This is a genomic window from Chitinophaga sp. (genome assembly GCF_039596135.1).
GTDB lineage: Bacteria > Bacteroidota > Bacteroidia > Chitinophagales > Chitinophagaceae > Chitinophaga.
Genome location: NZ_JBCNKH010000035.1, coordinates 33480 through 59437, shown reverse-complemented (window position 1 = coordinate 59437; position 25958 = coordinate 33480). Strand labels below are relative to the sequence as shown.

At 45.7% G+C, this 25958-nt stretch carries 25 protein-coding genes; 20 read left to right on the top strand and 5 right to left on the bottom strand.

From position 1 onward, the window contains the following. Positions 1 to 215 precede the first annotated feature (215 nt). A complete protein-coding gene (locus ABDW16_RS19605) occupies positions 216 to 1220 on the bottom strand; it encodes an NAD(P)-dependent alcohol dehydrogenase (protein ID WP_343672089.1) in 1005 nt (334 codons plus the stop codon). 104 nt (positions 1221 to 1324) lie between these two features. Here ABDW16_RS19605 and ABDW16_RS19600 point away from each other — a divergent pair, with 104 nt between their 5' ends. The 12 genes from ABDW16_RS19600 (at position 1325) to ABDW16_RS19545 (ending at position 15124) form a co-directional block, all read left to right on the top strand. Continuing rightward, a complete protein-coding gene (locus ABDW16_RS19600) occupies positions 1325 to 1672 on the top strand; it encodes a helix-turn-helix domain-containing protein (RefSeq protein ID WP_343672088.1) in 348 nt (115 codons plus the stop codon). A 138-nt stretch (positions 1673 to 1810) separates the two neighbouring features. Then, positions 1811 to 2650 (top strand): NEW3 domain-containing protein, encoded by an 840-nt coding sequence (locus ABDW16_RS19595; protein WP_343672086.1) that lies wholly within the window; start codon positions 1811 to 1813, stop codon positions 2648 to 2650. Between the two features lie 57 nt (positions 2651 to 2707). Next, positions 2708 to 3670, top strand: a complete 963-nt coding sequence (locus ABDW16_RS19590; RefSeq protein WP_343672085.1) for an ABC transporter ATP-binding protein — start codon at positions 2708 to 2710, stop codon at positions 3668 to 3670. Beyond that, complete coding sequence (locus ABDW16_RS19585) at positions 3612 to 4613, top strand: ABC transporter permease subunit (RefSeq protein ID WP_343672084.1); 1002 nt, start codon at positions 3612 to 3614, stop codon at positions 4611 to 4613. The genes ABDW16_RS19590 and ABDW16_RS19585 overlap by 59 nt, the downstream gene beginning before the upstream one ends. A 113-nt stretch (positions 4614 to 4726) precedes the next feature. Continuing rightward, positions 4727 to 6241: a family 43 glycosylhydrolase gene (locus ABDW16_RS19580; protein ID WP_343672083.1), complete on the top strand. Its 1515-nt coding sequence runs from the start codon at positions 4727 to 4729 to the stop codon at positions 6239 to 6241. Positions 6242 to 6420: 179 nt separating this feature from the next. After that, positions 6421 to 8886, top strand: a complete 2466-nt coding sequence (locus tag ABDW16_RS19575; RefSeq protein ID WP_343672081.1) for a WG repeat-containing protein — start codon at positions 6421 to 6423, stop codon at positions 8884 to 8886. Positions 8887 to 8940: 54 nt separating this feature from the next. Continuing rightward, positions 8941 to 9315: a helix-turn-helix transcriptional regulator gene (locus tag ABDW16_RS19570; RefSeq protein WP_343672080.1), complete on the top strand. Its 375-nt coding sequence runs from the start codon at positions 8941 to 8943 to the stop codon at positions 9313 to 9315. A gap of 58 nt (positions 9316 to 9373) precedes the next feature. Next, positions 9374 to 10132, top strand: a complete 759-nt coding sequence (locus ABDW16_RS19565; protein ID WP_343672079.1) for an SDR family oxidoreductase — start codon at positions 9374 to 9376, stop codon at positions 10130 to 10132. A 12-nt stretch (positions 10133 to 10144) separates the two neighbouring features. Beyond that, entirely contained in the window at positions 10145 to 11857 is a 1713-nt protein-coding gene (locus ABDW16_RS19560; protein ID WP_343672078.1) for a discoidin domain-containing protein, read from the top strand. 11 nt (positions 11858 to 11868) lie between these two features. Then, positions 11869 to 13251 carry a S41 family peptidase gene (locus ABDW16_RS19555; RefSeq protein ID WP_343672077.1) on the top strand — a complete coding sequence of 461 codons (1383 nt, stop codon included), beginning with the start codon at positions 11869 to 11871 and terminating at the stop codon, positions 13249 to 13251. Then, complete coding sequence (locus ABDW16_RS19550) at positions 13241 to 13654, top strand: hypothetical protein (protein ID WP_343672076.1); 414 nt, start codon at positions 13241 to 13243, stop codon at positions 13652 to 13654. The genes ABDW16_RS19555 and ABDW16_RS19550 overlap by 11 nt, the downstream gene beginning before the upstream one ends. A 96-nt stretch (positions 13655 to 13750) precedes the next feature. After that, positions 13751 to 15124, top strand: coding sequence for an alginate export family protein (locus ABDW16_RS19545; protein ID WP_343672075.1), 1374 nt, complete (start codon positions 13751 to 13753; stop codon positions 15122 to 15124). Positions 15125 to 15161: 37 nt separating this feature from the next. On the opposite strand, the gene ABDW16_RS19540 is transcribed toward ABDW16_RS19545, so the two are convergent. Next, positions 15162 to 16058, bottom strand: a complete 897-nt coding sequence (locus tag ABDW16_RS19540; RefSeq protein ID WP_343672073.1) for a helix-turn-helix transcriptional regulator — start codon at positions 16056 to 16058, stop codon at positions 15162 to 15164. A 165-nt stretch (positions 16059 to 16223) separates the two neighbouring features. Between ABDW16_RS19540 and ABDW16_RS19535 the strand changes: the two genes are divergently transcribed. The 4 genes from ABDW16_RS19535 to ABDW16_RS19520 all read left to right on the top strand — a co-directional run bounded on the left by ABDW16_RS19535 (position 16224) and on the right by ABDW16_RS19520 (position 20223). Continuing rightward, positions 16224 to 17714: a UbiD family decarboxylase gene (locus ABDW16_RS19535; protein ID WP_343672072.1), complete on the top strand. Its 1491-nt coding sequence runs from the start codon at positions 16224 to 16226 to the stop codon at positions 17712 to 17714. A gap of 64 nt (positions 17715 to 17778) precedes the next feature. Then, positions 17779 to 18498, top strand: a complete 720-nt coding sequence (locus tag ABDW16_RS19530) for a DUF554 domain-containing protein (protein WP_343672071.1) — start codon at positions 17779 to 17781, stop codon at positions 18496 to 18498. 48 nt (positions 18499 to 18546) lie between these two features. Further along, positions 18547 to 19125 (top strand): UbiX family flavin prenyltransferase, encoded by a 579-nt coding sequence (locus tag ABDW16_RS19525; protein WP_343672070.1) that lies wholly within the window; start codon positions 18547 to 18549, stop codon positions 19123 to 19125. A 30-nt stretch (positions 19126 to 19155) separates the two neighbouring features. Beyond that, positions 19156 to 20223, top strand: coding sequence for an L-dopachrome tautomerase-related protein (locus ABDW16_RS19520; RefSeq protein ID WP_343672069.1), 1068 nt, complete (start codon positions 19156 to 19158; stop codon positions 20221 to 20223). Positions 20224 to 20295: 72 nt separating this feature from the next. Here the strand turns inward: ABDW16_RS19520 and ABDW16_RS19515 are convergent, their stop codons facing one another. From ABDW16_RS19515 to ABDW16_RS19505, 3 genes are all read right to left on the bottom strand, one after another. Next, positions 20296 to 20955: a hypothetical protein gene (locus ABDW16_RS19515; RefSeq protein WP_343672067.1), complete on the bottom strand. Its 660-nt coding sequence runs from the start codon at positions 20953 to 20955 to the stop codon at positions 20296 to 20298. A 207-nt stretch (positions 20956 to 21162) separates the two neighbouring features. Next, the gene (locus tag ABDW16_RS19510) at positions 21163 to 22053 is read right to left on the bottom strand and encodes a dienelactone hydrolase family protein (protein ID WP_343672065.1); all 891 of its coding nucleotides are present in this window, start codon (positions 22051 to 22053) and stop codon (positions 21163 to 21165) included. Between the two features lie 24 nt (positions 22054 to 22077). Continuing rightward, the gene (locus ABDW16_RS19505; RefSeq protein WP_343672063.1) at positions 22078 to 22668 is read right to left on the bottom strand and encodes a TMEM175 family protein; all 591 of its coding nucleotides are present in this window, start codon (positions 22666 to 22668) and stop codon (positions 22078 to 22080) included. Positions 22669 to 22880: 212 nt separating this feature from the next. Between ABDW16_RS19505 and ABDW16_RS19500 the strand changes: the two genes are divergently transcribed. The 4 genes from ABDW16_RS19500 (at position 22881) to ABDW16_RS19485 (ending at position 25950) form a co-directional block, all read left to right on the top strand. Further along, the gene (locus ABDW16_RS19500; protein WP_343672061.1) at positions 22881 to 23402 is read left to right on the top strand and encodes a Crp/Fnr family transcriptional regulator; all 522 of its coding nucleotides are present in this window, start codon (positions 22881 to 22883) and stop codon (positions 23400 to 23402) included. A gap of 30 nt (positions 23403 to 23432) precedes the next feature. Beyond that, complete coding sequence (locus ABDW16_RS19495) at positions 23433 to 24155, top strand: SDR family oxidoreductase (RefSeq protein WP_343672059.1); 723 nt, start codon at positions 23433 to 23435, stop codon at positions 24153 to 24155. Between the two features lie 143 nt (positions 24156 to 24298). Then, positions 24299 to 25546 (top strand): sorbosone dehydrogenase family protein, encoded by a 1248-nt coding sequence (locus ABDW16_RS19490; protein WP_343672058.1) that lies wholly within the window; start codon positions 24299 to 24301, stop codon positions 25544 to 25546. A 101-nt stretch (positions 25547 to 25647) separates the two neighbouring features. Further along, complete coding sequence (locus ABDW16_RS19485) at positions 25648 to 25950, top strand: hypothetical protein (RefSeq protein WP_343672057.1); 303 nt, start codon at positions 25648 to 25650, stop codon at positions 25948 to 25950. The last annotated feature ends 8 nt before the right edge of the window (positions 25951 to 25958 follow it).

Below are 25958 nucleotides of genomic sequence, written 5' to 3'. Positions count from 1 at the left end.
AGGGGGTTGCCGGCATTGGCACCCATTTCGCAATATATTATGCAGAGAATGTGAAATAGTGGACCTTTTTCCAAGTGGAACACACCGGGGTTCTTCTGGACCCCGGGGACTGTTCCTCAGATAACAAACGACGAAGTTGAAATGCCTAACATAATTAATGCTGACTTTTTGGGGGAATGTTAAAGAGGAGGGAGCGAAAGCTTCCTCCCTCTTTTTTAGAAAGTCACTACCAGTTTACCAAAGTGTCCGCCGCTTTCCAGTTCTCTGAAAGCCGTTTGCACATCTTCAACAGGATATACCTTATCAATCAGGGGTTTAATGCCCGCTTTCAGCAATGCTTTAAAACTCTCCCTGCTCCCCACCGCAAATCCTGCTATCCGCTTGAAATTCAGGTTCAGATCTCCATATACATCCAGTGTAATCTGTGAACCAGTCACACCACCAGCAGTACATACCAGTCCATTTACTTTTACTGCCTGCAAAGATTGACGAATGGTATCCTTACCTGCTATATCCAGGGTAACATCTGCCCCTATACCACCTGTCAGGCGTAATACCTCCTCCTGCCATTGGGGATGGGTTTTGTAATTGATAACGGCATCTGCACCTAATTCCTTTAACCTAATAGCCTTGGCATCAGAACTGGTGGTAGCAATCACCCTTGCTCCTGCCTGGCGGGCTATCTGCAAGGCAAACATAGATACCCCGCCGGTGCCCTGCACCAACACCGTTTGGCCCAGTTGTAATCTGGCAATATTGATGAGCCCTTCCCAGGCAGTTACACCCGCTACCGGCATGGTAGCTGCCTCTTCAAAGGAGAGGGAATCAGGGAGTTTCACCAGGCCATAATCAGGCACCGTTACATAATCTGCCATCACACCCTGCGTTTGCCACCCGATGCGTACCGCATGCTGTAAAGGAATCCCATCACCTGAAAGGAAATTCTGCACATAGGTCAGCGCCACCCTGTCGCCCGCTTGCCAGTCACTCACCTTTTCCCCCACTGCTGTTACTATTCCCGCGCCATCGCAACCAGGGGTATATGGAAAAGGAAGTCCGGTCGGAAAGTCGCCTTTCACGATCATGAGGTCCAGGAAATTCAGTGATACTGCTTTTATATTCACCACCACTTCATGAGCAGCAGGTTGGGGGATACTTGTAGTGCCTACCTTGAGTGCTTCGATTCCTGTTTTGTCTAGCTGTACGATTCTATTTTGCATATCCTTATTTTTGTACCGCAAAGTTGAAACCGTACGGAACGAAAGTCAAGTACCGGGAATTTAATCACCAGGTGATAATTTAATCACCTTTTAAGGTTTGAAACATGTATACAAGGAAAATCCCTCGTTTATATAATTGTTCGCTGGAAGTGACGATGGAAGTAATGGGCGGTAAATGGAAACCATTTATTATCTGTTACCTGCAGCATGGCCCGAAACGCCCCAGTGAATTGCTGAAGATGATCAATGGCGCCAGCAAACGGGTAATCAGTCAGCAGCTGAAAGAGCTGGAAGACCACGAGATCGTGGCAAAAAACGTGTATGCCGAAGTCCCGCTGCGTACGGAATACTACCTGACCGACTTCGGACAAGAGCTGCTACCCGTGGTATTAATGATGGAACAATGGGGCAGAAAGTATCAGCCTCACCTTGAAACCAAGCGGACTGCCTGAGTCTGAATTTTCACAAATTTTTTACATTTAAAATGTTGTGAGTTTACTAAATTGGCAGCCGTTTCATTTTAACAGGTAAGTAAATAACAATTATTTCAAACAGCATATAATTAATTATTTATTAATCTAGAATTGGCAATGTCAGCTACTACAACCAAGCATCAGCGCCGGATGACGCGCACGCTGTATTTATTCATTTTATTATTCAGCAACCAGGTATGGGCACAGGCAGTCAGCAAATCTTCTCCACCGTTCACTGCCAGACTAATGAACATCGAGGCCGCGGCCAACACCACGTTTAACTACAACACCAAATTAAAAAACGTTGCACCCGTATCCCGGGTATTCCAGCTCTTTGCAGGACTGCCGGCAGGATGGAACGCCAATTTCAAGGTAGAAGGAATGTCGGTTACTTCCGTGAACATCGATTCCGGCAGAACCGCTGATATCACCATCGAAATCGTTCCTACACTGGACACTAAACCAGGCAAGTACGAAATTCCTGTAACAGCGCTGGTAGGCACAGATTCCCTGAAACTGAACCTGGAAGCGGTGATCAAAGGTACCTATGGTGTTACCCTGACGACTCCCACTGGCAAACTGAGTGAAGAAGTAACCGAAGGCAGCACGAAAGAATTACAACTGGTCATTAAAAACACGGGTACTATTCCCCTGGACAACCTGGATCTTTCTGCACAGAATCCTTCTCAGTGGCAACTCACCTTTGCGCCTACCAAAATTCTGCACCTGGAACCCGGCGCAGACACTACTATCGTAGCGACCCTGCAGGTGCCAGACAAAACACTGGCCGGCGACTACATGACCAACGTTACCATAAGGAATAACAATGCCAATGCGAAAGCAGATTTTCGTATTACCGTCAAGACTTCTGTATTGACAGGCTGGCTGGGACTGGTCATTATCCTGATCGCCCTGGGCGCTGTTTATTTCCTTATCCGTAAATATGGCAGGCGATAGTACATTATGGAACAACCAATTATAGAGATACATGGGTTATCCAAAACCTATGGGTCTTTGAAAGCCGTTGATAATCTCAACCTCACCATTCAGCAGGGGGAGATCTTCGGATTACTGGGACCTAATGGCGCCGGAAAATCTACCACCATATTAATGCTGCTGGGGCTCACAGAACCTACGGCAGGTACCGCACATATCTGCGGTTTGAATGCTTCCCGCCATCCGATTCCGGTAAAGCGCAAGGTCGGTTACATGCCGGACAATGTTGGCTTTTACAACGATCTGTCCGCACTGGAAAACCTGAAATACATCGGTCGCCTGAACGGTATTCCTGATGATGAAGTGGAAACTGCCGCAAAGGAAATGCTCATCTCCGTTGGACTGGAAACTGCTATTCACAAGAAAGCCGGTACCTTTTCCCGCGGTATGAAACAGCGACTGGGACTGGCAGATGTATTGATCAAACGCCCGGAGGTCATTATTCTCGATGAACCTACTTTGGGAATTGATCCTGCCGGTGTACGGGATTTCCTGGAACTGATCCGGCAACTGAACCAGGAGCAGGGTATTACCATTCTCTTATCTTCTCATCACCTGCACCAGGTACAACAGGTGTGTAGCCGCGTGGGCATATTCGTAGGCGGGCACCTGTTAGCCGAAGGAAGTGTGGAAACACTGGCTGCTAACCTGTTCAGGGCAGATCCACATGTGGTACAGGTTACATTGCAAAACACACCAGGGAATATTGAAAATGACCTGCTGCAGTTGCCAGGTGTTACAAAAGTAAACATCGCAGACGCAGCGGTGGAAATTTCCGGGCAGGCAGACATTACCCCCGACATTGTACGATACTTTGTACACAAGGGGTACGATGTAACAGGCGTGCAAAAACGGACTTATGGTCTGGATGAGATTTATCAACGCTATTTTGAAAATAATTTAACGGAAAACGAGGTACATAATGAAAAGTCTACTGGCTTATTCCAAAGATCATTCCTTGGCAGGTTCAAAAAGCGATAGTCCTTTTTGGGTCATGGTAAAGAAGGAGGTGGCTGACCAGGTGCATAGCTGGCGGTTCATCATTATGGCCCTGTTGATCCTGCTCACCTGGATCGGATCGATGTATGTATCAATGTCCAATATCAGGATGGCGATGGAGAATGTACAGGATCATGATACCGTGTATTTTTACCTGAAGTTACTGACCACGACAGATCGGTCATTACCACCATTTCATGTGTTCATAGGCTTTTTAGGTCCTTTGCTGGGCATTGCGTTAGGTTTTGACGCCATCAATTCTGAGCAGAGCAATGGTACGCTGATCCGGTTAATGGCGCAACCTGTGTACAGGGATTCGCTGCTGAATGCAAAGTTTACCGGTTCGCTGATAGTGATCAGTATCCTGTTCTTTTCACTGAATATGCTGATGGTAGGCGGGGGTATGCTGATTACCGGTGTACACATAGAAGGGGCTGAATTTGTGCGCATTTTATGCTTTGTGGTATTGAGTATTATTTATGTGGCATTCTGGCTCAACCTGTCTATTTTATTGTCGGTAAAGTTCAGGCAAACGGCTACTTCGGCATTGACAGCGATCGCCATCTGGTTGTTCTTCACCGTGTTTTATCCTATACTGGTACAGATTGTGCTGAAAGGAATCTTACCGGATCCGAACGAACTGAGTCCGGAGCAAATGGTAATCTACAACCAGATCAGGCATAACTTCCTGGTGGTGATGCCCAGCCAGATGTATGCAGATGGAACCACTACCCTGTTAATGCCGATAGTAAGAAGTATGGGACCATTGACGATGGAACAGATGGCGATGGCAGTGCCGGCACCGTTGCCATTGAGAGAGAGCCTGTTGATTACATGGCCGCAGGTGAGTGGGCTGATAGCAGCTACAGTAGCATGCTTTGCCCTGTCTTACTGGCTGTTTATGAGAAGGGAAATCAGAACGTAAGTGTTAAATAGTTTATCACACGAAAAAACGCTTTTGCCGTAGGTAAAAGCGTTTTTTTATTTGTATATTCACCTGAATACCTAATATTCATTTATCTCTCAAAATTAACCGGCATGAAAAGAACCATTCTGCTACTTGGCCTGCCCGTGCTCGTATTTTTGCACGGCTGCACAAAGCCAGAATCTGAGCAAAAACTGTCAGGTTCATCCACGTTAAAAGCTGTCACCGCCGCCAGCACTTCGGTCATCTTCACCAATCCCTTACCATCACTCGACAACGGTAGTTACTACGATCCATGGGTGATTAACATCGGCGGGTATTTTTATTATTGTGGCTCCGACGGCGGACGTTTATGGATCACAAAGTCGACTACACTGGAAAACCTTTTACAGCAAACAAAGACCTACATTTTCACACCACCCTCCGGAACTATGTACAGCGGCAACCTCTGGGCACCTGAGCTGCATTACCTGAATGGCAGGTGGTATGTGTACTTTGCTGCGGACGATGGTACGAATGCGAACCATCGTATGTATGTGCTGGAAGGTGGTACTGATGCCAGCAATCCATTGAATGGCTCATACAGTTTCAAGACGAAACTGAGTGCCACTACCGACCGTTGGGCTATAGACGGGCATCCGTTTGCCTACAACAGTCAGCTGTATTTTGTATGGTCCGGCTGGGAAGGAACTACCAATGTTTCCCAGTACCTCTACATTGCAAAGATGAGTAACCCTTATACCATTGATGGGGAGCGGGTGGAAATCTCCAGGCCAGACTATTCCTGGGAGCAGGTAGGAACACCTACGGTCAATGAGGGGCCTACTTCCCTGATCAGCGGCAATACCGTGAGCATTATTTATTCTGCAAGCGGTAGCTGGACGAATGATTATTGCCTGGGAAGAATTACCTGTACAAACGGGAACCTGTTGTCCAAAGCCTCCTGGACGAAGAATTCAACCCCTGTATTTTCTAAATTCGGAAATGTGTATGGTCCGGGACATGCTTCTTTTGTGAAGTCACCCGATAACCTGCAGAACTGGATCGTGTACCATGCGGCCAACAGTGATGGCAGTGGATGGGATAGAAGAGTGATGGCCCAGCAGTTTAGCTGGATAGGAGATGTACCTTTCTTTGGGTACCCGATCGAAAAGGGAATACCGGTACCTGCGCCTTCAATTGGACCCAGCTATGCAATGCCGGTTGCGAATGGCACTTACAGGATCAAATCTAAAGTAACGGCACAGTGTGTGGATGTACCCAATGCCGCTACCACAGCTGGCTTACAGATCCAGGAGTATACAGATAACGGAACGAATGCGCAGAAGTGGGTGTTTACATCATTGGGCAATGGGTATTATAAAATTACGAGTGTGGCCTCAGGCTTAAACCTGGATGATGCGGGCGGATCTACGGCAGCAGGTAATATCCTGATACAGTGGACGGATAATGGGAATGTGGCCCAGCATTGGAGGGTACAGGATATGGGTGGTGGGTATTATAAGCTCATCAACCGAAGGAGTTTGCTGGCATTGAATGTACCATATAGCAACCAGACGCCGGGAACAAAGCTGGAGCAGTGGTATGAGAATCAGTATGATGCGGAGCTATGGCAAATCATACCCTAACAATTTTAATCAGCCTGTGGGTAACCGCAGGCTGATTTTGATCAATGTGTTTTGGTTTGAAAAATAATCACTTACAAATCCTGTAGTCGTTTTGTAGTCACGCCTGTAGTCCTCCTGTGACCACAGTTTTTTGGAAAGATACCTGTGCTGCCAGACATTTGTGCCTACAAAATCTTTATATGAAATACCGGTTATTAGTCAGCTGTTTGTTACTCCTGACGGGACGCATTGTTGCACAGCAAAAATTTGAAGGCGGCTCCCGCTTTATGCAGGGATATGCCAGGATAGTAGACCACGGACACTCCTTTTATATCGATAGCACTGGAAAAACAGCTTTTGATACCATTTATAACGACAGAGTGCTCACGGATTACCGGGTTATTGACTCGGTATACCTGCCACAGGATATCCTGGTGGTGGGGTTAAAAGGTAAGCAGGGGGTAATGACGGTGACTGGCAATTGGATTTTACCAATTGATTATGATACCATTGATACGTATTCTTATGAACAATGGATAGTAAAAAAAGATAATAAAGTTAGTTTGTATACCACTAAAGGCTTTATGCTGCCATTCCGCTTTGAAGATAGTAACCAACTGGACTCCACCTGGTTTGCCGTAAAAGAAAACGGGAAGTGGGGCGTATACAATAAGGCAGAGGACCAGGTAACCGTGCCTTATACCTACGAGGAAGTCGACTACTGTTACGGCTGTAGCGCCAAAGGCGATTATGTATTAGCCAAAAAAGACGGCAAATGGGGGGTAGTCAGTTTCAAAAACGAGGTGCTGGTACCGTTTGAATACGATCATGAGCATATGAATATGCGTAGCGATGAGTGGATAGAATCGTTTTACAAAAATGACCAGAAGATGAGCATCAACCTTAAAACGAAAGAAGTGGAGGTAGATACCTGTGGATGCCTGCCGATGGAAGAAGACATATCAAGCGCGGATACGCAGCTGGGCCGCTATACCCTCCAGCGCAGGAATGGAAAATGGGGGCTCATGAATGCCGCGGGTAAGGTAATCCTTGATCCTGTATATGATGATATCAACCATTTCAGCGATAGTAGCGATGTAATAGGCATTCTCCGGAATGGAAAGTATGGGGTGGCAGATACTACGGGTAAGATCATCGTTCCGCTGGCCTATGATTACTGGGTGGAACCCAAATGTGGTGGCGCGGTATTACTCACAGAAAAAAACGGAAAAGACATTGCATTTGACAAAAGGGGAAAACAGATTTTAACCCAATACAGCAGTTTTAATGAAATGACCCTGGAAGACGGGACAATGATGCTTGCTATTGCGCAGGGTAAGTTAAAAGGCTTTTATAATCCCGCCAGTGGCAAACTGGTACCGCCCAAATATACCACCCTTAACTATTATGGCGATGCGCACCTGATGACCATCGGGGTGGGCGACAAGTATGGATATATTGACAGGGAAGGGAATACGATTGTACCGCCTATCTACGATATGGTAGATCTCCATTATGTAGCCGGGAATGATCAGCTGGTGATTGTGACGCTGAAAGATAAAATGGGGGTGTTTGATATGAAACAGCAAAAGATGGTGATTCCCATTGCGTACGATTATATTTCTAACTATACAGACAGCTCCCTCCTGCAGGTGACCAAAAATGGGTTATATGGATTATATAATTTATCAGGGAAGTTGCTTTGCCCGGCAAAATACCAGGATATCGTTCCTATTGACACCGTGTATTTATTTTTGAGAGGGAAGGATACCGCCAAAGCAGAAGTATTCAACAAGCATACGCATGAACTAACCAAACTGTCCTGGGACACCGCATTTGTGGCTTATGAAGAACACCTGATACTGGTATGGGAAGGTCGGAAATGTTTTATGTACGATGTAGACAAAAAGCAGCAGGTGGAAGGTGACTATTCACAGGGCGGTTATCCCGGGTACCTCGGGTACTTTGCCAATCACCGTGCGGCGATCGTGAAGAACAAAAAATTCGGGTATATCGATGCAAAAGGGAATTATGTAATCCAGCCTAAATACGACTACATGTCTGGTTTCCACAAGGGAGTAGCAGCGGTGTTTGAATTCGTGGATACAGCCAATCGCATTTTCCATTATGGTTATATAGATTCTACCGGTAAAGAAATCGTACCGGTTATATATGATGTACCGCAGGAAGTAGTACAGCGGTTTTCGGAAGAAGCTTTCTTTGGCGATGAAAATTCAGAAGAGCTCGTGCTGATAAAGAATGACCAGAGAGGTCTGGCAGGGTTGAATGGCAGAATCATTCTGCCGGTAAATTACGACCATATCTCTCCTGAAAAAAATGGCCGGGGGTACCTGGTAACGCAGGGAGATAAATTCGGTATCCTGGATCCCAATGGCCGGGAAATATTGAAACCCCAATATGAGAATATCATGCTGGATGAAGCAGAAGGCTATGATGGCCGGGTAGCGTTTAGTTTCCCGATAATGGCGAAAGAAAGTGAGGATAGCTGGATATATTTAGATGCGCAGGGCAAATCGATTGGTATGAATGTAGCTGCTTTTGTAGACTTCGTTACAGAGGATTGGGGAGCACCACCCATTGAGGACCCTACTGTAGTGCCGCCGCCACCGGTGCTCCCGGCTGAGGAAAACAAAGAACCACAGTAAATACTTAAATAATCACCATTTTAATTGCATTAAAATAGTGACCTTAGCAGGGAGATGGCTACAATCCCGTTGAAATATATCACCAGGCAGGCAGAGATCACTGCAAAGTTCATGGAGGCCATGAACACACATATGGATGCATTCATGGCAGGAGAGACAGAGCACATGCTCAGTCTGAAAGAGATAGCTGCTATTATGTGTTTGCATCCGGTGCATGTAACCAATGTGATAAAGCTACATACGGGCCATCATCCCTGCTATTTTTACGAACATCGTATACTGGCAGAAGCAAGAGCATTGTTGAAAAACCCCCACCTCTCTATTACGGACATTGCAATCCGTTTAACCTACGATACTTCTAATTTTACCAAGTTCTTCAAGCAATACGAAGGTATCACTCCTTCAGCCTTTCGTAAACAAAATACTTAAAAACTCACCACAATCTCATGTACGGGCTGGCAGACCTTTGTGAAAAATAAACAGGTATATGAGTTCACAAAAGATCGCGCTGATCACTGGTGCCAGCCAGGGATTGGGAAAAGCAATGGCATTGCAACTAGCCGCACAGGGTACTGACATCATCTTTTCTTATCACAAAGAGCAGGCAGCTGCAAACGAAGTGGTAGCACAGATTGAAGCCTTAGGCAGAAAGGCAATCGGCTATCAGGCAGATATGGGAAATATGGAAAGCGTCGCTCGTTTATTAAAACAGGCAACAGATCATTTACAGGAAAAAACCGGGAGCCCGCAGTTTGATTTTCTTATTAATAATGCAGGCAACTATGCCATTACTTTAGTCAGCGATACGGAAGAAGATGTACTGGACAATTTGTACCGGGTACACCTGAAAGGGATGTATATGCTCACAAAGCAGGCATTACCTTTCATCAGGGATAACGGGCGGATTGTGAACATCAGTTCCGGCCTGACGCGCTTTACAGTATTGGGGCGTTCTGCATACGCTTCTATAAAAGGAGCAGTGGAAGTATTTACCCGTTATCTCGCATTAGAGGTAGGTCAAAGAGGAATTACAGCCAATGTGGTGGCGCCCGGTATTGTGCACACACAAATGACGCATGCACAACTGGAAGATGCCGGCAGGGTACAACTATTTGAAAATTCAACAGCATTGGGAAGGGTAGGTATGCCGGAAGATATTGCAGGCGTTGTGGGCTTCCTGTGTTCGGCAGAAGCGAGGTGGGTAACAGCACAGCGTATTGAAGCGTCAGGAGGTATTTTCCTGTAACTTTGGTGCGTTATGAAAAAGATATTCCTTTCCTGCTGCTTATTTATCAGTATGGTGGGCCGCGCACAGCAGCCCACCTATTGCAATCCAATCAATATCGATTACGGTTATACCCCGATTCCGGATTTTACGGAATGGGGAAAACATCGGGCGACTGCAGACCCCGTTATCGTGAATTATAAAGGAACGTATTATTTGTTTTCGACAAACCAGTGGGGCTATTGGTATAGTGATAATATGGTGAACTGGACCTTTGTATCAAGGAAGTTTCTACGTCCGTGGAATGCAGGGTACGATGAGTTGTGTGCGCCGGCAGTGGGTATAATAGGGGATACGATGATTGTATTTGGTTCTACTTACACACGGAATTTTACATTATGGATGAGCACTTCGCCGAAAGAGAATGTTTGGAAACCACTGGTAGATTCTTTTGAAATAGGTGGATGGGATCCCGCATTCTTTACGGATGACGATGGCCGTTTGTATATGTATAATGGCAGCAGCAACCGGTATCCATTGTATGGAGTAGAGCTGGATCGCAGGAGTTTTAAACCCATCGGTACAAGGCAGGAAATGTACCTGTTAGAACCATGGCGATATGGCTGGCAGCGATTTGGGGAACATATGGATAATACCTTCCTGGATCCGTTTATTGAAGGCGCGTGGATGACAAAACACCATGGAAAATATTACCTGCAGTATGGGGCGCCGGGTACTGAAATGAGCGGGTATGCCGATGGAGTGATTGTGGGAACTGCACCATTGGGAAATAACTTTGTACCGCAATCAGATCCTATGTCTTTCAAACCCGGTGGGTTTGCCCGGGGAGCAGGGCATGGGGCCACATTTACAGATAACAAAGGTGCGTACTGGCATGTGAGCACGATGGGCATCAGCGTGAAAAATAATTTTGAACGCAGAATTGGCATCTGGCCAGCTGGCTTTGATCAGGATGATGTGATGTATTGTAATACTGCATTTGGCGATTATCCCCATTATACGAATGGAGATTTTACCGGGTGGATGTTGTTGAATTATAACAAGCCGGTAACAGTGTCTTCTTCTTTGGGAAGCTATACCGCGAACAATGCAGTAGATGAAGATATTAAAACCTATTGGAGTGCAGCCAGTGGCAACGCAGGGGAGTGGATACAGTCTGATCTGGGTACTGTATCGGAAGTATACGCAGTGCAGATCAATTATGCAGACCAGGACGCGACCTTCCTGGGGAAGCAAACAGATATTTATCACCAGTATAAATTGATGTACTCAGCAGATGGAAAGAAATGGCAGTCATTAGTAGATAAGAGTAAAAATCATACGGATGTGCCCCATGATTGCGTAGCTTTTGACAGGCCCCTGAAAGCGAGGTACATCCGGATGGAAAATGTGCATATGCCTACAGGAAAATTTGCCATCAGTGGCCTGCGGGTGTTTGGAAAAGGCACGGGCAATAAACCCGTAAAGATAGAAAACCTCATCGTACTGCGTACGGAAAAAGATAAGCGGAGTGCATGGGTGAAATGGAAACCAGCGGCAGATGCTTATGCCTATAATATTTACTATGGTACCTCACCTGATAAGTTGTATACAAATATAATGGTGTACAATGCCAATGAGTATTGGTTAAAAACGCTGGATAAGGAAAAGATTTATTATTTTACAATAGAAGCAATTAATGAAAATGGGGTATCGGACAAGACCAATGTACTGAAGGTCGAATAATCATTTTACTTATGAAAGCAATTGTATTTTTGCTGGCCTGCCTGGTTTTTAATAAGCCTCAGGCAAAGTATGCACCACAGGAAGTAAAAGCAGATCTTGAATACCTGTATACAACCTTACAGGAGGTTCATTACAACCTGTATGTCAATATGCCGAAGACCCGGTATGATAGTGCCTATCATCAATTGTATAATAGCATAAAGGATAGTATGACGGCGCTCGAAGTGACCCGGTTGTTTCAGCCATTTCTGGCATTGGGAGAGGTTGCGCATTGTAATATGGCATTTCCGGGGGCTTTGTATTTTGATAGTGTGATCCAGCATACAAATTATTTATTCCCACTTACGATTGAAGTTGTCAAAGGGAAGACCGTGGTGACGAATAATTTTTCAAATGATCAATCTATCAAAGCAGGAGACGAAATTACATTTGATGGAATAGATAATGCGACAGCAATGGTAGCAGGCGAATCAAGGGCGATGAGAAATACGCTGGTTGATTTGTTTACCTTTCCACGCATTTACTGGTGGCGGTTTGGCTCTCAGCAGACTTTCAACGTGAAAATCAATAAACGACCGGTTACTTTAAAAGGAGTGCTGGCTTACCAGCTGGAAAAACAATTACAAACGATAAAACCTCCTTTTAATACAGCCAGGGAGTTTCGCATGATTGGTGACATAGCATACCTGCATCCCGGTATCTTCCTGAATAATGAATCCAGTGGAAATACGTCAGAGCATACAACCTTTCAGAATAATGAATTCATTAATTTTATTGACAGTGCATATCTGAAAATACATGCGGCACATCCCAAAAACCTGGTGATTGATTTAAGAGGGAACCCGGGTGGAGATAATTCATTCAGCGATCCAATGATAGCTTACTTTGCAGATAAGCCTTTTTGGTTCTGTCAGTCATTCTCCATCAGAACAAGTGCAATAACAAAGCAATTCTGGAAAGATGTGAGTGATACCTCTTTACAGAATTTGAAACAGCAGATACTGTCACATAAAGACGGAGATACTTTTTCTGTGAAGTTCAATACTTTCCAGCCAAGAAAAGATTCATTGCATTTTTATGGAAAGGTGTATATATTAGTAGATAAATATAGTTATTCCAACACGGTATCTGTGGCAGCCATCGTACAGGATTATAAACTGGGTACAGTAATGGGCGAGCCTACGGCGGATGTAGCAACCACCTATGGCGCTACGCATGAGATCAGGTTACCAAATACAGGGTTGAATGTAAGTTATCCAAAGGCACTGATCGTAAGGCCAAATGGAGATACCCGATCAAAAGGCGTGACACCGGAAGTAATATTAGCAGATAACCCATTTACTCCGCAGGATGAAATGCTGGAAGACGCCATAAAATATATACATGCCCATTAAGATTAACAGAGAAGATTGCCGGCAGAAGTACCCGGTTTTACCCGTTGTAATAAATGACGACGGTGACTGGTCTTATCCCGATGTATATGAAGGGTATATCCTGGAAGGTACCTACAATGAAGAACTGATAAATCTCATGACTTTGCTGAGAACAGATCATTTAATATTTCTTCCTGTATATGCAGGTGATGCGTGGCAGGTAACTAAAAATGAATTGCAACACTATATATCAGGGCTGGATTATATCAATAATGATATTTACTTTACTGATCCAGGTCAGCATATACTCGGCGTCTTTTGTGACAGCGATAACCTGCACCTCTCTATACTTAATGAAAAGGCGAATGAATGCTTCCAATCCTTTCTGAAAACCAGCAAATGGAATCTTACAAACTGTCAATAACAATTTTGGACCGATTATCCTATTAATACGCCGTTTATTACAAGCTGAACTCCTGCGCGATTTTCATCTTTGCATTGTTAAAAAACACAATTGAAGATGAAACGAGCCTTCTTGTGTATCCTCGCTTTGTTTCCACTACTCACCTATGCGCAGGATACCATCAAAAAACGGCCTGTACCGAAATTCTTACCACTGAATTATGAAGAAGATTACCGCTATCTCTCAAATAAGGAGTTAAGAACTGGCTTATGGGCTAAGCTGAAATACATTCCACTATGGCAAAACGGATACATTACCATCGGTGGTGAAATCCGCCCCAGGGTGGAATACAGGGAACATTTAAAATATGGTAAAGGCAATGAAGACCAGGGCTTCGACTGGCAGCAACGTTCCCGCCTGTGGGCCGACATCCATATCTTACCTAACCTCCGCGTATTTGGGGAAGTACAGTCAGGTACTACTTACGAACTGGATTATAACCCTTCTCTGACGGACTATAACCCCGGCGAAATTCACCAGGCATTTGCTGAATATACAGTGAACTTAGGCGCAGGCAGCAAAGTATATTTCAGGGTTGGCCGCCAGGAAATTCTGTTTAATAAAGCCCGCTTATTCGATGTAAGACAACCACCTAACAACCGCCACTCCTTTGATGCAGGCAGAATTGGTGTAAAGCTGGGCGCATGGAACTTTGGTGTGATTGGCGGTGAGGAAGTACAGGACAAAGCCGGCTACTTCAACGATCCTTCTAACAAAAACCTGAAATTCGGCGCTGCACATGTATCCCGCTTGCTGCTAAAAAATTCTGCCGTAGAATTGTTGTATATCTATACAGATAAAAAAGGTGCTGCCAATGCGATGTACAACGGAACAAAAAATACCCTGTCCGCACGTATAGGTGGTATTGAAGGCAGCTGGAACTACGACGTAGAGCTGGTAGGTCAGTCTGGTAAAAACAAATCAGGCCAACAGGTACATGCATGGTACGTAGCAACAGAAAGTTGCTATACATTCAAATCCAAATGGAAACCATTCGTAGGTACCCGTATCGATATTGCCTCAGGTGATAAAGACTCAACAGACAACAAGAGTAATTCGTATGATTACCTCTGGTCAAAAGGTATGAGCTGGGTATCGGACCTGGGCTACACCAATATCGCAGCTGTAGGCCCTACCTGCGGTTGTAAGCCAACAGCGAAACTGAGCATTGACTTCACGGTGCAGGAACTGTGGCGTACATCCAAAGAAGATGGTATCTATGCCATGTCAGGTATACAACTCAGAAGCGCCGGTGCAGGTACCTCCTGTGTAATTGGTACCCGCTGTGTAGCAAAAGCAGAATACCAGCTGAATCCATTCCTGATGTTTGGTGCATATGTGAACGAAACCTTCAAAGGAGAATACTTAAAGCAGGCAGGTAGCAGCCAGAACATGGTCTATGCCCACCTGTATAGCGTATTCAGATTCTAATTTAACCTTTCAATGGTCCGGAGTGTAATGCTCCGGATCATGCTTCTATTTTTGACAGCGGAATTTGTTTGCGATACTCGTTAGGTGTTAACCCGGTATGTTTTTTAAAGAGCCTGGTAAAATAAGAAGGATCATCAAAACCCAGTTCATAAGCAATCTCAGAAATATTGGAATTGAAATGATACAAATGAGCTTTTGCTTTTAATATCAGTTCCACCTGTACTACCTGTAGTGCAGACATTTGTTTGAGCGAACGGCAAATCCTGTTCAGGTGTTTGGCAGTGATGTGCAGGTGATCTGCATACACTTGTAAACTGGTGAACGGACTCCTGGATACTTTAATCAGGTGCTGGAATTTCTTGAAATAATATAAGTTGTTATTGTGCGCAGATTTCGGTGAAGGTTGTTCATTGGAGTAACGATAGAATTGCAATACCAGCAGGTAAAGCATATGTTCCAGCATAATTTCTTTCCCTACTTTAGACTCATTGAATTCAGTATGAATTTTATTGAATGAATCGCCAAATGCAGGCAGTGCATCTCCTTTAAGCACATAGACCGTCTCCAGCGCATGCAGGATATTCGGATATCGCTCATGCAGCGTCTCAGTATAAAAATCAGAAAAGGTAAGAATCCGGCCATCTATATGTGCACCGAAATGAAATCCGTGAATGCTCAGTGGGGGAATAAAGACCATGAAAGGCGCTTCGAGACTGATCTGCTCATCGGCAGAATAAAAAGTAGCATATCCACTTTCTACATAGAATACCTGGTACAGTGAACTATGAAAATGTGCGTCTACTTCCCAGTTGAAATCCTTGCTTCTGCTTTCTATTGTTTCGCAATAGATATAATTTTCTTTGTGCGTGTTCTTTTCTCTATATAGCCCTGAGTAATTGATGAACTCATGGTGCTGAATGCTGTTGGCGTGCATAGCATACGTTTGAAATTCAAAATTAAGGGGCCACTTTCCCTTCCCGCCTGACCGCAGACAGTCAGTGGACTGATTTTAATCCGGTTTGAATTATCCTATTTAATAAGTCAATAGTGCAAGCCCGGCGATGGGTGAAGACTGAACTTTGTCTAAAATAATTACACAATGAGTAAGGATAACAAACCAATAGCAATCGACGACTTGCGAAGTGCATTGGAATTATTGAAAACAATTCCACAGCAATATCATGAAACTGATGTACTGATCGATCCCAATGCCGACCTGGCTGGGGTATACAAACAAATAGGTGCGGGTGGTACAGTGCAACGTCCTACCCGCCTGGGCCCTGCCATGATGTTCAATAACGTAAAGGGGTATCCGGGTGCAAAAGTACTGGTGGGCCTGCTGGCCAGCAGAGACAGGGTAGCAGCAATGCTGGGTGCACCAGCCGCAGAACTGGGTAAATACATGGGCCAGGCTGTAAAGAATTACATTGCCCCTGTAGTAGTACCCAATGCTGGTGCACCCTGCCAGGAGGTAGTGTACAAAGCTACCGACACGGATTTTGACCTGAGAAAAATACTGCCCGCTCCAACCAATACTCCCGAAGATGCAGGCCCTTATTTCTGCGAAGGGCTGGTGTTAGGATCTGATCCTGAAACAGGCCACAGCGATGTGACTATTCACCGCCTCTGCGTACAAGGCAAAGATACCATCTCTATCTATTTTGCACCCGGCCGGCACATTGATGCCTTCCGTGAAAAAGCAGAAAAAGCTGGCAAACCACTTCCTATAACCATCAACATGGGCCTTGATCCTGCTATCATGATCGGCTCCTGTTTTGAAGCGCCTACCACCCCATTTGGCTTTGACGAGCTGTCCATAGCCGGTGGCCTGCGCAGGAAACCAGTAGAACTGGTAAAGTCCCTTACCATCAACCAACATGCTATCGCTAAGGCCGAAATCGTGATCGAAGGTGAAATTCTGCCAAACGTAAGAGTGGTAGAAGATCAGAACACCAACACAGGCCATGCTATGCCTGAATTCCCCGGTTATAACGGGCCTGCGAACCAATCCCTGCCCCTGATCAGGGTGACTGCCATTACTACCCGTAAAAACCCTATTTTACAGACACTGATCGGTCCCGGAGAAGAACATACCAGCCTGGCAGGTATTCCAACAGAAGCAAGCATTTACAACGCTGTAGAAGCTGCGCTGCCTGGCCTGCTGAAAAACGTATATGCACACACCGCCGGTGGTGGTAAATTTATGAGCATTCTGCAAATTCAGAAAACCAAACCTACTGACCAGGGGCGTGAAAGACAAGCTGCGCTGGTTGCCTTTGCGGCTTATTATGAGCTGAAACAGGTGATCCTGGTGGATGAAGATGTAGACATCTTCGACAGCAATGATGTATTCTGGGCCATGACTACCCGCTACCAGGGCGATATCAGCACCATCTTTATTCCCGGTGTTCGCTGTCACCCGCTGGATCCATCACAGGACCCATCATTCGATCCTAAAATTTTAGGCAAGGGTATTTCTACCAAAACTATCTTTGACTGCACTGTTCCATGGAACCAGAAAGAAAGATTCAAACGTGCACAGTTCAAAGAAATTGACGCAACGCCTTATTTACCTGAGTGGTTTAAATAAACGGATGAAAAAAACCGGGCTGGCCGAAGGCACTCCTTTGGCCAGCTCACTAAAAAAAAAACATATGCTAACCGGACCAATTATAAATTCCGTCGCTACATTAACTGGCTCCATCCTCGGCGCTACTATGGGCAACAAGATTCCCGAACGCCTCCGTATTGCACTTCCCCTTACATTTGGTGCAGCTTCTATGGCCCTGGGTATCAACTCAGTGGTGAAGGTGAGCATGCTGCCACCGGTAATCCTGGCACTGCTGGTGGGTAGTGCGCTGGGTGAACTGCTCAAAATTGAAAAGGGGATTGAGTGGGCGGCTATCCGTGTCAACGGGCCTATTCAGAAAATATTCCCGGGAAGAAAAGCCGATGAAGATCCGCAGGCTTTCCTGCAGAACTTTGTGAGCGTACTGGTACTCTTCAGTGCAAGTGGTACAGGTATCTTTGGGGCATTGAACGAAGGTATCACACATGATCCTACTGTGCTGGTATCCAAAGCTATGCTGGACTTCTTTACATCCGCTATCTTCGCTACTTTTCTGGGCTTTATAGTGGCCACCACGGTCATTCCGCAATTCATTATTCTCAGCGGACTGTATTTGCTGGCCGGAGTGATCCTGCCTTTGACCACACCCCAGCTGGTTGCCGACTTCTCTGCCTGTGGCGGTATTATCATGTTCGTAACAGGTTTCAGAATCTGCGGTATCAAAAAATTCCCTATAGCTAATATGTTGCCCGCGTTATTGCTGGTAATGATATTCTCACATTATTGGAGGTTACTCTTCCATTAGTTTAATTATTCCCGCCCCTGCAGGGGCGGGAATTTATAATATACCATCATGAAAAAAAGGATTATAATAGGCATCAGTGGCGCCACCGGCCTGCAATATGGTATTCGTGCACTGCAACTGCTGCAGGAACAGGATGTGGAAACACACCTGGTAGTGAGCAAAGCGTCGGAACTGGTAAGAACCTACGAAACTGATATCAAACATGAAGAGTTGCTATCCCTGGCCGATGTGATCTATCCTACTGCCGATGTAGGAGCCGCTATTGCAAGTGGCTCATTCAAAACCTTAGGAATGCTCATTGCGCCCTGCTCTGTAAAAACCATGTCTGAGATCGCCACCGGTATTACCAGCTCCCTCTTATCCAGGGCGGCAGACGTGGTGCTGAAAGAAAGAAGAAGACTGGTCTTGTTATTCAGGGAAACACCTTTACATCTGGGCCACCTGCGAAGCATGACCCAGATCACAGAAATGGGCGGAATCATTATGCCTCCTGTGCCGGCCTTCTATCTGCGACCGCAGTCGGTCGATGAAATTGTAACCCATACAGTAGCAAGAGCACTGGACCTCTTTGGATTTGATATTGATGTACCCAGATGGAACCATGATCATAAAGCACAACTTTCTTAAATTTGCTGCATCAACAAAAATGCAGGACTTATGTCGAAATTGAACCTTCTTGTGCTGGGGATTTTCCTGGCAGCGTGCAATAACGGGCAAACTACTAAAACTACCACCGATAGTGTTGCGACTTCTCCGGCAGTACCTGAACTGGAACAGGTATTCGCAGATTCCGCTTACCAGCTTACAGGTGTAGCGGTTGCCAAAGATGGCCGCTTATTTACCAATTATCCTTATTGGGGCGACAAACACGGGTACTCCGTGGTGGAAGTGGTGAATGGTAAACCAGTTCCTTACCCGGATAGTGCCTGGAATAGTTTTCATAAGGGGGAAGATGGACAGAACAAATTTGTATGTGTACAGTCGGTAGTGGCAGATGACCAGGGATTTTTGTGGGTGGTGGATGCTGCCGGAATTGGCTTAGGACCGGTGTACCAGGGTGCCAACAAACTGTTGAAAATAAATCTGGCTACAAACCAGGTAGACAAAATCTATCATTTCCCCGAAACCGTGGCCGGTAAGGATAGTTATCTGAACGACATCAGGATTGACAATGAGCACGGGTTTGCATATATGACTACATCTACCAATGGTGGAATTGTAGTGCTGAATATTAAAACAGGAGAATCCAGGCTGGTACTGCATGATCACTATTCTGTTCAATCTGACAAGGCGTATCATTTTGAACTGAATGGCAGGCAGATGACGGTCAATTCAGATGGTATAGCCCTCACGGCCGATCAGCAATGGTTATACTACAAGCCGCTCACGGATGATAAACTGTACCGGATCAATACCAGTCTGCTGCGGAACTTCAAGACGTCTATGAAAACCCTGCAGGACAGTGTAAAAGACCTGGGCAGGTTTGTAACGACAGATGGGATGATTTGTGACACCGCCGGTAATCTTTACCTGGGCGACCTGGAGAAGAGTGCAATTGTGAAGATCACGCCTGATTTGCAGATGCATTATATCGCGCAGGATAAAAAGCAGTTATTATGGCCGGATAGTTATAGTATTTCTGCAGATGGGTACTTATATATATCCTGTTCCCAGATCACGTATTCTCCGGTATTACCCTATAAAATATTCAGGTTGAAACTATAAAATGGGGGGCATCATTTATGATGCGCCCCCCTTTTTAAGGTTTTACCGGAAGCACAAACCATCCCCACCACATTAAAAATGCAATCTGAACTCTACGTTCATAGCAGGCCCTGTTTTATTATCCCACACTTTTGACCCTGGAACAGCATTCCCGTTTGTGTCATAGATGGTCGTACTCTGCTGTAACACCGCTACCAGCAGCTGCACACCGAACTCCGCTTTCTGCGGAATGACCTCAAAGAAAGGGCCTATCCCGCCAATCTCGCAAAAAGCATGACCTTTCACTTTTACATACTGCTCCGGGCTGGCACTCACCATACTCTTCACACTTACTGGTCCCCAGGTAGTACATATTATCGGCTCCAGGAAGAAGTTCCTGGAAATGGGGATGTGGTAATTGACAAGAGGTCCCACCAGGAGACTGATCCCCCGCGTATAGACACCTTTGTCTTTCTTGTCTACAAGACTAAAACCTCCGGTCACGGTTATCCCGACAGACAACTTATCTGCTACAAAATATCCGCCTTTGGCAGAAAGATTGGCAGCTGTACCAATATATTGCCCCATAGGAGCTACAGAACCCTGTATACCCAGGCCACCTCCCAGCCAGTAATCCCCCTTTTTTATCTTGAGGGTGTAGGACTGTGCGGAGCAGGTCAGAAAAGGGAATAAGGAAAGAAGGGCTACTAGTACCCCGAATGTAAAAGGCACTGGTTGTGGTTTGTTTTTCATCTAGTTGTTTGTTGTATGTATAGAATTGGAATCACATGCACTGCGTCCTTTTGGTTGAGCTTTTGATGTTGAGGCTAAAGCAAATGTAATAACTTCTACAATAAGGCTCAAAAAAAAGCCTTTTTTCAATTTACCGCGATCGGTTGCAAAGGCCAAAAAGAAAAAGGCCGGAATCACTTCCGACCTTTTTTATATTTTTCAACGCATCTACGAAAGCTTTTCCTTAAAAAACTCAATTGTCCGCTTCCACGCCAACTCCGCCGCAGCCTTATCATACCTCGGCGTCGTATCATTATGGAACCCATGATTCACCCCCGGGTACATATAGGCCGTATACTCCTTCTTCTCTTCTTTCAGCGCCGCCTCATAAGCCGGCCAGCCTTCATTCACATGTGTATCCAACTCACCAAAATGCAATAAAAGCGGCGCTTTAATCTGCGCTACCTGCTCCCGCGAAGGCTGTGCACCATAAAAAGGCACTGCTGCCGCCAGATCCGGCAATTTCACCGCCATCATATTGGCAATCCATCCACCAAAGCAGAATCCTACCACCCCTACTTTGCCATTACAATCCTTATTGCCCTTTAAATATTCAAAAGCCGCAATAAAATCTTCCAGCATTTCATTCTTATCTCTCTTCGCCTGCAGCTCCCGACCTTTATCGTCAGACCCCGGATATCCACCCAATGGGGTCAATGCATCCGGTGCAATGGTAATAAACCCTGCCAATGCTGCACTCCTTGCCACATCTTCAATATAAGGATTCAGGCCCCTGTTCTCATGCACAACTACAATTCCACCCAATGGTTTTTTCGCATCAGCGGGTTTTGACAGGAGCGCTTTGATACTGCCTCCACCTTTAGGCGAATTGTAAGTAATATACTCCGTTTTCAGGCGGGGATCATCTGGTTTTACCTGCACATTATCCTGGTAGTTCGGCATCAGGAAACTCATCAATGCCGGCACTGTAAGGCTCCCTACTGCATATATCGAAAGCTTGTCAATAAAGTCCCGCCTGCTCAGGCGATTATGGGCATAATCGTCATACAGGTCAAAGACTTCCTGTTTAATATCTTCTTTCTTGATGTTATTGCTCATATGGATGAAGGTTTATCCTTAAAATTAAGATATTCCACGGTGTTTTTCCAGGTTGCGTTCTATTCTCCTGTCGGGTATGAACCAGATAATAGCAATCAGTACATAAAAAAAGATGCTGATAGCTGGATAGTACCATGCTACCGAGATACCTGCCACGTACAGGGCAATGGAAAGATAGGTTTTGTAATCGCTTTTATAGGCTTGTTTGAGGCGGGAGTTTGTACCCTCATGTTTGATAATAATAACCGTCAGTAATTTCCAGGAGGCACCGCACATGAAAAGAATGAAACCGTAGAAGGCAACAGGGAGGGAGGCAAAGTGATTCTCGTCTATCCAGCCGGTGGCAAAGGGGAGGAGGGATATCCAGAAGAGCAGGTGGAGGTTGCCCCACAGGATAGCGCCATTTACTTCTTTGACAATGTGGAACAGGTGATGGTGATTATTCCAGTAGATACCTACATAGATAAAACTGAAGAGGTAAGAGAGTGCAACGGGGATGAGGGGTTTTATGGCAGAGATGTCTGTGCCGTGGGGGATTTTGATTTCCAGTACCATGATGGTGATGATGATGGCAAGGACGCCGTCACTGAATGCTTCAAGCCTGCTTTTGTTCATTGTGTAAATTTAATTTAAAGATATTTATTTCCCCCATGCAGCTTTGGCCAGGTTGATTTATAATATATGCACCCAGGTTAAACCATGCCACGCACTCATTCAATACATATGCATCGGCACTACTGCCGCCAGTTTAAATTTCCCCTCATCTTCAAATAGGGCATTATCCTGTTCATTGGTTCTCATGCGGGCAAGTTACTATATTTGTAGCTATGGATTGGAAAGGTCGTTTTGAAACGCAATCCTTCAGGGAAGGAGATCTCCTATTTGCCCCCGGCGGTATTTGCAGGCACCTGTATTTTATTAACCAGGGCATAGTGCGCATTATGTCTACTTCTGACAAGGGAGATGATATCACCCACTATTTTCTGAAGGAGAATTATTTCTGTACAATACTGGGCAGTTTTTTTGAGCAGGTACCTGCGCTGGAAGGCATACAGGCGGCTACAGATGTGGAGGTATCAGTGATTGGAAAGGATGCATTTAACCAGTTGGTCAAAGAAGATGAGGAATTCAAAAAGATGTTTGACCTGCAAACCACCCAGGGATTATTACAAAAGATCCGTTTCAAAAATATGCTGCATGGCCACGATGCCACTACCCGCTACCGTTTATTTCTTGAAAAGCTCCCTGATATTGCAGCCCGGGTACCATTAGGGTACATTGCATCTTACCTGGGTATTACCCAGCAATCCCTTAGCCGGATTCGTAAGAATTTACCAAATGGTAAATAGATTGGAAATGATGCGGGGTAGTTTTACATCATGGAAAATTTAACAAACAAAAAGGTGCTCATCCTGGGCGGAAGCACCGGATTAGGACTGGCTACCGCAAAAGCCGCTGCCGCAGAAGGCGCTGTCATTACAATCGTATCTAAAAATCAAAAAAGACTGGAAGCAGCCGCGCAGCAGCTGCCACCGCAAACCACTCTTTTTGCAACAGACCTCAGCGACGAAAAATCAATTCAGTCGTTTTTCGCATCCTTTGGCAACTTCGATCACCTGGTCTACACCGCCGGTGAAAATCTCTCATTGTCCGTTATCAAAGACATGGACCTCAGCGCCAGCCGCCGGTATTTTGATATCCGGTACTGGGGTGCTGTCGCCGCTGTAAAATATGGCGCTCCCCATATCAACCCCGGAGGGTCCATTACCCTGACCAGCGGAATTGCTGCTATTAAGCCCAATATCAGCTGGAGCATAGGCAGTAGTATCTGTGCAGCTATGGAAGGTTTTACCCGCGTAATGGCCTTAGAATTGGCCCCTGTGAGGGTAAATATCGTATCTCCCGGTTTGGTGCGGTCAAATCTGTGGGATAGCCTGGATGCTGCAGCAAGAGAACAACTGTTTGACAACCTTGCACAGGCATTGCCCCTGAAACGGATAGGCGAGCCGGAAGACATTGCCCGGACTTACCTCTACCTCATGAAACAACCCTACAGCACAGGACAAAGGGTAATCGTCGATGGCGGAAACATGCTGATATAAATAAATCTGATGGCGCCTGCTTCAATGGGTTGTTGCAGGTCAATGATTCTACATGCACAGCATTCCGGGTAGCTACCGAGGCGATAATAGAATTCTTCTTTATTGCGGCAAATCTTTTGTATAACAGTCAGAAATGTACTGTTATGAAAATATCATTGTTGCTGCTGTGGTTGCCCCTTTATAATTATGCGCAGCAATTGCCGCCCCCACATGCTACAAAATCTGTTACCAAATACAGTAAGGTACAGGGCTGGGCAGAAAATGAGCGGCCAATAGCACCGGCAGGCTTTACCGTGAGCTTATTTGCTGCTGACCTCCAAAATCCCCGCTGGATGTATGAACTACCCAATGGAGACCTGCTGGTGGCGGAATCCAACAGCCACTACGGGTTCTTCAAAAAAATAGGTGCGGCTATTGTGGGCGCCACCCATTCCAACAGCGTAAAGAAAAGCGCGAACCGCATCACCCTGCTCCGGGATGCAGATAATGATGGTGTACCTGAAACAAGAACCACCTTCCTCTCCGGTCTGCATCAGCCATTCGGTATGCTCCTGGTTGGTGATCAGCTCTATGTGGCAAATACGGACGCTATATGGCGGTTTCCCTACAAAGAGGGGGCCACAGCTATCACAGCTGCTGGTGTAAAAATCGCTGATCTGCCTGCCGGGAAAGCAAATCGTCACTGGACAAGGAACCTGCTGGTGAACCCGGCACATACTAAACTCTATGTAGCAGTTGGATCGGGTGATGATCATGGAGAGAAAGGAATTGAGAAAGAACAATTGCGCGCGGCCATATTGGAAATGAATATGGATGGAAGTGGATTACAGTTATATGCTTCCGGTATCAGGAACCCTGTCACCATCGCATGGGCGCCTGGTACAGATGATATGTGGGCGGTAGTGAATGAAAGAGATGAATTGGGCAATGACCTGGTACCTGATTATTTTACCCATGTAAAACGGGGTGGTTTTTATGGCTGGCCATATAGTTATTTCGGACAGCATATCGACCCACGTGTACCTGCTGCACCACCGGGATTGGTGGAAAAAGCCATTGTGCCTGATCTTCCATTGCCTGCGCATAGTGCGAACCTGGGATTGGTTTTTTATACCGCAAAAAGTTTTCCTGACAAATATCGGAACGGTGCTTTTATTACCCAGCATGGCTCATGGAACAGGAAGCCCATATCCGGTTATAAGGTAATCTTTATCCCCTTTAAAAATGGAAAACCTGCAGGATCGGGAGAAGACTTCCTCACCGGGTTTGTAAAAGACAGTGTAGCTGGTACGGTGCGTGGAAGGCCGGTAGGCATTACCATGAGTCGCAACGGCGACCTGTTTATTACCGATGATAAAGAAAACAGGGTATGGAAAGTGAAAGCCAATTAGCTCTTTTACGAGGGCGGTGAAAAAGGGTTTACAGATTATCCAACTGCTGGTGGAGTTGGTATGATTGCCCAATAATAAGATATTTACTTATATTTGCCCCCATGAAGTTCCTGCTGGTTTTCATACTATCCCTCATCGTTCTCGGTGAAACCATCACACCTTGTTGTGTATGGGATAGTTGTGCGCAGGAAACCACCACCACCAACAACTCAAAAAAGGACAAAGGTGAATGCTCCCCATTCACCGCCTCCTGCTCCTCCTGCACAGCCGGCGTAATCCTTGCCCGGGCTACTACCCCTGAATTTTCTATTGCCATTCCACCCGTTAAGCATATCTCTGCTTACCAGTCTATGCGGGCATCTCCATACACCCGTTCCTTATTACAACCTCCCCGGTTAGGGTAATTGCATCC

What these genes read in the sequence shown, in the direction of transcription:
- ABDW16_RS19575 (WP_343672081.1), top strand. Translation starts at nt 6,421, where the DNA reads ATGAAATACCGGTTATTAGTCAGCTGTTTGTTACTCCTGACGGGACGC.
- ABDW16_RS19490 (WP_343672058.1), top strand. Translation starts at nt 24,299, where the DNA reads ATGAAAATATCATTGTTGCTGCTGTGGTTGCCCCTTTATAATTATGCG.
- ABDW16_RS19545 (WP_343672075.1), top strand. Translation starts at nt 13,751, where the DNA reads ATGAAACGAGCCTTCTTGTGTATCCTCGCTTTGTTTCCACTACTCACC.
- ABDW16_RS19585 (WP_343672084.1), top strand. Translation starts at nt 3,612, where the DNA reads ATGAAAAGTCTACTGGCTTATTCCAAAGATCATTCCTTGGCAGGTTCA.
- ABDW16_RS19605 (WP_343672089.1), bottom strand. Translation starts at nt 1,220, where the DNA reads ATGCAAAATAGAATCGTACAGCTAGACAAAACAGGAATCGAAGCACTC.
- ABDW16_RS19565 (WP_343672079.1), top strand. Translation starts at nt 9,374, where the DNA reads ATGAGTTCACAAAAGATCGCGCTGATCACTGGTGCCAGCCAGGGATTG.
- ABDW16_RS19595 (WP_343672086.1), top strand. Translation starts at nt 1,811, where the DNA reads ATGTCAGCTACTACAACCAAGCATCAGCGCCGGATGACGCGCACGCTG.
- ABDW16_RS19505 (WP_343672063.1), bottom strand. Translation starts at nt 22,668, where the DNA reads ATGAACAAAAGCAGGCTTGAAGCATTCAGTGACGGCGTCCTTGCCATC.
- ABDW16_RS19515 (WP_343672067.1), bottom strand. Translation starts at nt 20,955, where the DNA reads ATGAAAAACAAACCACAACCAGTGCCTTTTACATTCGGGGTACTAGTA.
- ABDW16_RS19530 (WP_343672071.1), top strand. Translation starts at nt 17,779, where the DNA reads ATGCTAACCGGACCAATTATAAATTCCGTCGCTACATTAACTGGCTCC.
- ABDW16_RS19495 (WP_343672059.1), top strand. Translation starts at nt 23,433, where the DNA reads ATGGAAAATTTAACAAACAAAAAGGTGCTCATCCTGGGCGGAAGCACC.
- ABDW16_RS19580 (WP_343672083.1), top strand. Translation starts at nt 4,727, where the DNA reads ATGAAAAGAACCATTCTGCTACTTGGCCTGCCCGTGCTCGTATTTTTG.
- ABDW16_RS19520 (WP_343672069.1), top strand. Translation starts at nt 19,156, where the DNA reads ATGTCGAAATTGAACCTTCTTGTGCTGGGGATTTTCCTGGCAGCGTGC.
- ABDW16_RS19500 (WP_343672061.1), top strand. Translation starts at nt 22,881, where the DNA reads ATGGATTGGAAAGGTCGTTTTGAAACGCAATCCTTCAGGGAAGGAGAT.
- ABDW16_RS19510 (WP_343672065.1), bottom strand. Translation starts at nt 22,053, where the DNA reads ATGAGCAATAACATCAAGAAAGAAGATATTAAACAGGAAGTCTTTGAC.
- ABDW16_RS19555 (WP_343672077.1), top strand. Translation starts at nt 11,869, where the DNA reads ATGAAAGCAATTGTATTTTTGCTGGCCTGCCTGGTTTTTAATAAGCCT.
- ABDW16_RS19550 (WP_343672076.1), top strand. Translation starts at nt 13,241, where the DNA reads ATGCCCATTAAGATTAACAGAGAAGATTGCCGGCAGAAGTACCCGGTT.
- ABDW16_RS19560 (WP_343672078.1), top strand. Translation starts at nt 10,145, where the DNA reads ATGAAAAAGATATTCCTTTCCTGCTGCTTATTTATCAGTATGGTGGGC.
- ABDW16_RS19570 (WP_343672080.1), top strand. Translation starts at nt 8,941, where the DNA reads ATGGCTACAATCCCGTTGAAATATATCACCAGGCAGGCAGAGATCACT.
- ABDW16_RS19485 (WP_343672057.1), top strand. Translation starts at nt 25,648, where the DNA reads ATGAAGTTCCTGCTGGTTTTCATACTATCCCTCATCGTTCTCGGTGAA.
- ABDW16_RS19525 (WP_343672070.1), top strand. Translation starts at nt 18,547, where the DNA reads ATGAAAAAAAGGATTATAATAGGCATCAGTGGCGCCACCGGCCTGCAA.
- ABDW16_RS19540 (WP_343672073.1), bottom strand. Translation starts at nt 16,058, where the DNA reads ATGCACGCCAACAGCATTCAGCACCATGAGTTCATCAATTACTCAGGG.
- ABDW16_RS19600 (WP_343672088.1), top strand. Translation starts at nt 1,325, where the DNA reads ATGTATACAAGGAAAATCCCTCGTTTATATAATTGTTCGCTGGAAGTG.
- ABDW16_RS19535 (WP_343672072.1), top strand. Translation starts at nt 16,224, where the DNA reads ATGAGTAAGGATAACAAACCAATAGCAATCGACGACTTGCGAAGTGCA.